General features: G+C 68.1%; 6 protein-coding genes and 1 pseudogene. 6 read left to right on the forward strand and 1 reads right to left on the reverse strand.

Translation table 11 applies throughout. The features are described from left to right. The 6 genes from murJ (at position 1) to VGH54_RS15780 (ending at position 7,955) form a co-directional block, all read left to right on the forward strand. The gene (murJ, locus tag VGH54_RS15755) at positions 1-3,648 is read left to right on the forward strand and encodes a murein biosynthesis integral membrane protein MurJ (protein WP_331512991.1); all 3,648 of its coding nucleotides are present in this window, start codon (positions 1-3) and stop codon (positions 3,646-3,648) included. 53 nt (positions 3,649-3,701) lie between these two features. Next, positions 3,702-4,280, forward strand: coding sequence for an RNA polymerase sigma factor SigM (gene sigM, locus VGH54_RS15760; protein ID WP_331512992.1), 579 nt, complete (start codon positions 3,702-3,704; stop codon positions 4,278-4,280). Between the two features lie 173 nt (positions 4,281-4,453). Then, positions 4,454-5,167 carry a hypothetical protein gene (locus VGH54_RS15765; protein WP_331512993.1) on the forward strand — a complete coding sequence of 238 codons (714 nt, stop codon included), beginning with the start codon at positions 4,454-4,456 and terminating at the stop codon, positions 5,165-5,167. A 74-nt stretch (positions 5,168-5,241) separates the two neighbouring features. Continuing rightward, on the forward strand, positions 5,242-6,240 hold the full coding sequence (trxB, locus tag VGH54_RS15770) for a thioredoxin-disulfide reductase (RefSeq protein ID WP_331512995.1): 999 nt from the start codon (positions 5,242-5,244) through the stop codon (positions 6,238-6,240). 14 nt (positions 6,241-6,254) lie between these two features. Further along, positions 6,255-6,608, forward strand: a complete 354-nt coding sequence (gene trxA / locus VGH54_RS15775; RefSeq protein WP_331512996.1) for a thioredoxin — start codon at positions 6,255-6,257, stop codon at positions 6,606-6,608. Positions 6,609-6,734: 126 nt separating this feature from the next. Continuing rightward, complete coding sequence (locus VGH54_RS15780; RefSeq protein ID WP_331512998.1) at positions 6,735-7,955, forward strand: N-acetylmuramoyl-L-alanine amidase; 1,221 nt, start codon at positions 6,735-6,737, stop codon at positions 7,953-7,955. On the opposite strand, the pseudogene VGH54_RS15785 reads toward VGH54_RS15780, so the two are convergent. After that, a pseudogene (locus VGH54_RS15785) lies at positions 7,942-8,106 on the reverse strand (acetyltransferase); the annotation flags it as partial. The gene VGH54_RS15780 and the pseudogene VGH54_RS15785 overlap by 14 nt on opposite strands.

Below are 8,106 nucleotides of genomic sequence, written 5' to 3' on the forward strand. Positions count from 1 at the left end.
GTGCCCTCGCTGAGCACGTCGCCGCAGCCGCGCCCGGAGCTCTCCGACTCTGCGCTGGTGTCACGATCGTGGGGGATGGCGCTGGCGACCCTGGTCAGCCGGATCACCGGCTTCGCCCGGATCGTGCTGTTGGCCGCAATCCTGGGTGCGGCACTGTCCAGCGCGTTCACGGTGGCCAACCAGCTGCCGAACCTGGTCGCCGCGCTGGTGCTGGAGGCGACGTTCACCGCCATCTTCGTGCCGGTGCTGGCCCGCGCCGAGAAGGACGACGCCGACGGCGGCACGGCGTTCGTGCGGCGCCTGGTGACCCTGGCCACCACCGTGCTGTTGGGCGCCACCCTGCTGTCGGTGGCCGCGGCGCCCCTGCTGGTTCAGCTGATGCTGGGCCGCAGTCCACAGGTGAACGAGTCGCTGACCATCGCGTTCGCCTACCTGCTATTGCCGCAGGTGATCTTCTACGGCCTGTCCTCGGTGTTCATGGCAATCCTCAATACCCGCAACGTGTTCGGGCCGCCGGCGTGGGCGCCGGTGGTCAACAACGTCGTCGCGATCGGCACGCTGGGCGCCTACCTAGCCGCACCGGGCCAGCTGTCGGTCGACCCGGTGCAGATGGGCAACGCCAAGCTGCTGGTGCTCGGCATCGGCACCACGTTGGGGGTGTTCGCGCAGACCGCGGTGCTCCTGGTCGCCATCCGGCGCCGGCGGATCAGCCTTCGCCCGCTGTGGGGAATCGACGACCGGCTCAAGCGCTTCGGCGCGATGGCCGCCGCGATGGTGTTCTACGTGCTGATCAGCCAGATCGGTCTGATCGTCACCAACCAAATCGCCAGCACCGCAGCCGCTTCCGGCCCGGCCATCTACAACTACACCTGGCTGGTGCTGATGCTGCCCTACGGCATGATCGGCGTCACCGTGCTGACGGTGGTCATGCCGCGGCTGAGCCGCAACGCCGCCGCCGACGACACCGACGCGGTGCTTGCCGACCTGTCGCTGGCCACCCGGCTGACGATGATCACTCTGATCCCGACGGTGGCGGTCATGACCGTCGGTGGGTCGGCGATGGGCAGCGCGCTGTTCGCCTACGGACATTTCGGCGACGTCGACGCCGGTCACCTGGGTGCGGCGATCGCGATGTCGGCGTTCACCCTGCTCCCCTACGCCGTCGTGCTGCTGCAGCTGCGGGTCTTTTACGCCCGCGAGCAGCCGTGGATACCGATCGCGATCATCGTGGTCATCACGGTCGTCAAGATCGCCGGTTCGCTGGTCGCGCCACACCTCGCCGACAACCCCGACCTCGTCGCGGGCTATCTGGGGTTGGCCAACGGCCTGGGCTTCGTGGCCGGCGCGATCGCCGGCTACTTCTTGCTCCGCAACGCGCTGCGGCCTCGCGGCGGTCACCTGCTCGGCGTCGGGGAGGTGCGGACCATCCTGGTCACGGCCACCGCGTCGCTGCTGGCAGGTCTGGTCGCGTACCTGGTGGACGTGCTGACCGGCATGGAGCGGCTCACCGCCTACGGCGGCGGTGCCGGCTCATTGCTGCGGCTGATCGTGCTCGCGGTGATCATGGCGCCGATCGTGGCGGTGGTCATGCTGCGCGCGCAGGTGCCCGAGGCCGTCGCGGCGCTGGCGGTGTTCCGCGGGTGGATCGGTGCGACACCGGCCCGTGGGAATGCCGCACCGCCGGCACCCGCCCGAGTGCCTCCCGTCGGCGCTGCGGTACCCCCTTCGAGCAGGTCAGCCCGCGTCGTCGCTCCCCAACCCGAAGGCGGCGATCAACTGTTACGCTCCGGCATCGTCACGTACCCTGAGCAGAGGAATTCGTCAGCACGGGCCGGATTTCCGGGAGGGGAACCCATCCAGCGCGGGCGTCCGGAGCGACCGACCGAGGAGGGGACGGAGAGAGGACCGGGGATGACTGACGGATCATCGGACAGGGCTTCAGCCAATGCTGTCACGGGCTCCGCATCGTCACCCGCGGCCGACGATTTCCAGCCCGACGTCCCCACCGATCTCCAGGTCGGCACCGTCGCGGCGCCGAAAGCCTCGCCGCCGACCAGCGGCGAGTCGTCCAACCCCGATCTCGAGACCACCGCGTTCGGCGCCGCCAACCCGATCGAGTTCGACGCGCCGAGCTCGCCTAGATCCGACTCGGCTGCCCCGTTAGACGAACAGCAGCTGGTCCCCGGTGCCAGCATCGCCCGCGGTCGTTACCGGCTGCTGGTCTTCCATGGCGGGGCGCCGCACACCCAGTTCTGGCAGGCACTGGACACCGCGCTGAATCGGCAGGTGGCACTGACTTTCGTCGATCCGGACGCATCGCTTCCCGACGAGCAGCTCCGCGAGATCCTGGCTCGCACCATGCGGCTGAGCCGCATCGACAAAATCGGCATCGCCCGAATTCTCGATGTCGTTCACACCGGCACCGGCGGCCTGGTGGTCAGCGAATGGGTGCGGGGCGGTTCGCTGCAGGAGGTGGCCGACACCTCGCCGTCGGCCGCGGGCGCATCGCGTGCGATGCAAACCCTGGCCGCGGCGGCCGAGGCGGCCCACCACGCCGGCGTCGCGCTGTCGATCGACCATCCCAGCCGGGTTCGGGTCAGCATCGAAGGCGATGTCGTGCTGGCCTTCCCGGCGACGATGCCGGACATCAGCCCCGAAGACGACATCCGCGGCATCGGCGCCGCGTTGTATGCGTTGCTGGTCAACCGGTGGCCGCTGCCCGAGTCCGGCGCACCCAGCGGGATGGCGCCGGCACCGCGGGATTCCGCCGGCCAACCGCTCGAGCCCAGCGCCATCGACGCCGAGATCCCGTTCCAGATCTCCGCGGCGGCCGCCCACTCGCTGCAGGGCGATGGTGGGATACGTAGTGCAGCAACGCTTTTGAATCTGCTCCAGCAGGCGACGGTGGTGGCCGACCGTACCGAGCTACTCGCCCCCATCGGTGACGGCGCTCCCCCGCCGTCGCCGCCGCGTCCGAGCCGGGCCCCCACACCCGACATCGACGACGCGCACGCTCGCATCCGCCGACGCCGCGCCATCACGATCTGGGTTGGCGCCGGCGCCGCGGTGCTCCTGGTCGCGCTGCTGGTCTTGGCCTCGGTGATCACCCGGATGTTCGGCGACGTTGCTGGTCTCGACAAAGACCAGCTCGGCCTCAACGGCCCCTCGACCAGCTCCAGCGCCGGCGCGGCGGCGGGCAGCATCGTCAAACCGGTGAAGGCCACGGTGTACTCCCCCGGCGGTGAAGCCGACAACCCCGGGCAGGCCGGCCAGGCGATTGACGGCAACCCTGCCACGTCGTGGGACACCGACACCTACCATGACGCGGTCCCGTTCCCCGGTTTCAAGAGCGGTATCGGCCTACTGCTGCAGCTACCGCAACCCACCGTGGTCGGTGCGGTCAACGTCGACGTCCCCAGCACCGGGACGAAGATCCAGATCCGCTCATCGGCGACGGCGACACCGGGCAAGCTCGAGGACACCACCGCGCTGACGCCGCCGGTCTCGGTGCACCCGGGCCACAACAGCATTCCGGTCAACGCGTCATCGCCCACATCGTATGTGCTGGTGTGGATTTCGACGATGGGCAACACGAACGGCGCCAGCCGCACCGGACTCTCCGAGGTCACGGTTCAGGCCAAGTCCTGACAGGCCTCAGCGAGTGAAGTGCCGGGCATCGGGTCATTGGTTACTGTCCGGCGATGGGCCCCACGCAGGTTCGGCAGCAACGTCGCGGACAACGTAGCGACGCCGAACTGTTGGCGGCTCACGTCGCGGGCGACCGCTATGCCTTCGAGGAGTTGTTCCTCCGCCACCACCGCCAACTGCACCGGGTCGCCCGGCTGACCAGCCGCAGCGCCGAGGATGCCGAAGACGCGCTGCAGGAGGCGATGGTCTCGGCGCACCGCGGCGCCGCATCGTTTCGGCAACACGCCGCGGTGAGCAGTTGGCTGCACCGTATCGTGGTCAATGCTTGCCTGGATCGGCTGCGCCGCAACAAGGCTCACCCGACCACTGTCCTCGACGACCGCTATCCGGTGCCGGATCGGACGGCGCAGGTCGACACGGCGATCGCCGTGCAGCGGGCACTGATGCGGTTGCCTGTCGAGCAGCGCGCCGCGGTGGTTGCCGTTGACATGCACGGCTATTCGGTCGCCGACACCGCCCGGCTGCTCGGGGTCGCCGAAGGCACCGTCAAGAGTCGCTGCGCGCGGGCTCGGGCCCGGTTGGCCCTTATCCTCGGCTACCTGCACTGCGACACCCAGCGGCCGGCCGGCTAGCAGCCATTCACGTCCGAACCGGATGAGCGGCACGCCGGGAGGGCTGTCTGCGGCGCCTTCGCGCAGAAGCGGTTTCGATCGCTGCTCGTCGCAGTCTCATCGGCCGGTTTACGTCACCCGAGTGGACCAATCTCATATGGCATTCGGGTTGACGATGACGGAGACTGGCGGGGATGGCTGACGACGAGCGCGACGATCCGCCGCTGACCGTCGATTCCCTCGCCGACCTGCAGGCCGGGCTGCACGACGACGACACTGCCGCCCGGCTGCGCAAGAAGGTCCGCACCGATCCCGATGCCCAGCAGACCGTGGATGCGCTGAACCGGGTCCGCGGTGACGTCGCCGCGCTGAGCAGCGACGGGGCGTCGGCACCCGAGGTCGACCCCGCAGTCGTCAACCGGATTGGGGCCGCGCTGCGCGCGCAGCACGCCATCCGGCGGGGCGGCCTCCCCCGCTCGGGACGGCTGGCCGTCGCCGCGGCCGGGTTGATTGCCGTCGCAGTCGCCGCCTGGCTGGGAACCCGGGCGCTGATCACCGCACCCGCGTCGATAACGAGCAGGCCAACCACCATCGAACACATCACCGTCTCGCGGCCGCCGCTATCCATTCCGCTGTCGGATCAGCAGATCCTCGCCCTGGTCGACCACGAGCCGGATTTCGGCCCGCTGACCGATCCGCGTCGCCGCGCGTCATGCCTGTCCGGTCTGGGCTACCCGACGAACGCCCGAGTGCTGGGCGCCCGGCCGATCGACATCGCCGGGCATCCGGCCGTTCTTCTGGTGCTGCCCGGCGACGGGCCCGGCGATGTCCAAGCACTTGCGGTGGCGCCGACCTGCAGTGCAGCCAACACCGGCCTGTCGGCTGACAGGATCGTCACCCGGCCGTAGTGTTCGCGGGAACAGCACCGCCTACGCTGGCGTTCCAGTGCTTTGAAGTGGTTCCCAGTACCCGAAAGGTTGGTATGAGTTCCTCAACCAGCGCCGTTCACGACGTGATCGTCATCGGTTCCGGACCGGCCGGCTACACCGCGGCGCTCTATGCGGCGCGCGCACAACTGGCACCGGTGGTCTTCGAGGGAGTCTCGTTCGGTGGGGCCCTGATGACCACGACCGAAGTGGAGAACTATCCCGGATTCCGTGACGGGATTATGGGTCCCATATTGATGGACGAGATGCGGGAGCAGGCGCTGCGTTTCGGCGCCGATCTGCGCATGGAGGACGTCGAATCGGTGTCGCTCGACGGCCCGGTCAAATCCGTCACCACCTCCGAAGGCGAGACCCTGCACGCCCGCGCCGTCATTCTGGCGATGGGGGCCGCGGCACGGTACCTGCACGTGCCCGGTGAGCAGGAGTTGCTCGGCCGCGGTGTGAGCTCGTGCGCCACTTGCGATGGCTTCTTCTTCCGCGACCAAGACATCGCCGTGATCGGTGGCGGCGACTCGGCGATGGAAGAGGCCACCTTCCTGACGAAGTTCGCCCGCAGCGTGACCCTGGTGCACCGCCGCGACGAGTTCCGGGCCTCCAAGATCATGCTCGACCGGGCCCGCGCCAACGACAAGATCAGGTTCGTCACCAACAGCGTCGTGGTCTCCGTCGAAGGCGAGTCCACGGTGACCGGCTTGCGGCTGCGCGACACCGTGACCGGCAACGAATCCACTTTGCCGGTGACCGGGGTGTTCGTCGCGATCGGCCACGACCCACGCTCCGCGCTGGTGCGCGGTGCGGTCGATCTCGACTCGGACGGCTACGTGCTGGTCAAAGGCAACTCGACCTATACCTCGGTCGACGGCGTGTTTGCCGCGGGCGACTTGGTCGATCACACCTACCGACAGGCGGTCACCGCCGCGGGCACCGGTTGTTCGGCGGCCATCGACGCCGAGCGCTGGCTGGCCGAGCACGCCGAGGCGGGCAAGCGCACACAAACCAAATCCGCCGGAGCACCGGCGACAGCGTCCCTTTGATTGGAGTACAGACGATGACACACACCGAATCCGCAGGCGCACCTGTAGATGTTTCCGACGCGTCGTTCCAAACCGACGTGTTGGCCAGCAATACGCCTGTGCTGGTTGACTTTTGGGCAACCTGGTGTGGACCGTGCAAGATGGTCGCGCCGGTGCTGGCGGAGATCGCCGCCGAAACCGCCGGCCAGTTGACCGTCGCCAAACTCGACGTCGACGCAAACCCCGAGACCGCACGCAACTTTGACGTGGTCTCGATCCCGACGCTCATCCTGTTCAAGGACGGCGAACCGGTCAAGCGGATCGTCGGCGCCAAGGGCAAGGCGGCGTTGCTGCGCGAGCTTTCCGACGCCGTTCCCAACGTCGGCTAGCTGCCCAGAGATCGACGCGCCTTGCCTGGCGTTTTCCCGAAAACCTTAAGCGTCTGAGACAATACCGCCAGGCCTGTCAAACAGTCGGCAGAGCTTTCTATCACCGGCTCACCGGAGGCCCTTGGAATGTCGAGACCGCATCGCGGCGACGGCGAGGCGCTGCGCCGTGGTGACCGTAACGCCGCGGTCACCGACATCCGGGCTGCGCTGACCGCGCTGGGCCATCTGGATGGCGCGGATGCGGACTTGAGCACCGGAAAGCACATCGCGATCGACGTATTCGACGAGGAGCTCGACCACGCGGTACGGGCGTTTCAGCAGCACCGCGGCCTGCTCGTTGACGGTATCGTCGGCGAAGCCACCAACCGGGCGCTGCGGGAAGCGTCCTACCGGTTGGGTGCGCGCACCCTGCACCATCAGTTCGGTGCGCCGATGTACGGTGACGACGTCGCCACCTTGCAGGCCAGGCTGCAGGATCTCGGGTTCTACACGGGGTTGGTCGACGGCTATTTCGGCTTGCAGACCCACAACGGCTTGATGTCCTACCAACGCGACTACGGCCTCTACGCCGACGGCATCTGTGGCCCGGAAACGTTGCGCTCCTTGTACTTTCTCTCCTCAAGGGTGACCGGCGGCTCGCTGCACGCCATTCGCGAAGAGGAGCTGGTGCGCCGATCGGGCCCGAAGTTGTCGGGCAAGCGGATCATTATCGATCCGGGTCGCGGCGGCACCGACCACGGGTTGATCGCACGCGGCTCCGCAGGACCAATCAGCGAGTCAGACATCTTGTGGGACTTGGCAAGTCGCCTCGAAGGCCGGATGACGGCAATCGGCATGGAGACATTCCTGTCCCGGCCGACCAACCGCAGCCCGTCGGATCACGAGCGCGCCGCGACCGCCAACGCCGTGGGCGCCGACCTGATGCTCAGCCTGCGCTGCGAGACCCAGGCCAGCCCGTCGGCCAACGGAGTCGCATCGTTCCACTTCGGGAACTCGCACGGTTCGGTGTCGACCATCGGCCGGAATCTCGCCGACTTCATTCAGCGAGAAGTGGTGGCGCGCACCGGTTTACGGGATTGCCGCACCCATGGCCGGACCTGGGATCTGCTCCGGCTGACCCGGATGCCCACCGTCCAGGTCGACGTCGGCTACATCACCAATCCGCATGACCGCGAGCTGCTGGTCACCACGCAGACCCGCGACGCGATCGCCGAAGGAATCCTGGCGGCGGTCAAGCGGCTTTACCTGCTCGGCAAGAACGACCGGCCCACCGGCACCTTCACCTTCGCGGAACTGCTCGCTCACGAGTTGGCGGTGGAGCAGGCCGGTCGGGTCAGCGGCTCCTAGCCGACGACGCCGCCGACGCTCCCGCCGCTACCGGCTGTTGCAACGCCGCACTCTCCAGCAGCCGCTCCAGGGCCGCCTCGACTTCGGCCTTCCAGCCCAGCCCCTTGTCCAGCTCGAGCCGCAGCCGCGGGAAGTACGGATGCGGCGCCAC

Source organism: Mycobacterium sp. (genome assembly GCF_036488105.1).
Taxonomy (GTDB): domain Bacteria; phylum Actinomycetota; class Actinomycetes; order Mycobacteriales; family Mycobacteriaceae; genus Mycobacterium.

Bases quoted from the DNA above. Each gene is read 5' to 3' on its own strand.
- VGH54_RS15765 (WP_331512993.1), top strand. From the start codon at position 4,454: ATGGCTGACGACGAGCGCGACGATCCGCCGCTGACCGTCGATTCCCTC.
- VGH54_RS15780 (WP_331512998.1), top strand. From the start codon at position 6,735: ATGTCGAGACCGCATCGCGGCGACGGCGAGGCGCTGCGCCGTGGTGAC.
- trxB (WP_331512995.1), top strand. From the start codon at position 5,242: ATGAGTTCCTCAACCAGCGCCGTTCACGACGTGATCGTCATCGGTTCC.
- sigM (WP_331512992.1), top strand. From the start codon at position 3,702: ATGGGCCCCACGCAGGTTCGGCAGCAACGTCGCGGACAACGTAGCGAC.
- trxA (WP_331512996.1), top strand. From the start codon at position 6,255: ATGACACACACCGAATCCGCAGGCGCACCTGTAGATGTTTCCGACGCG.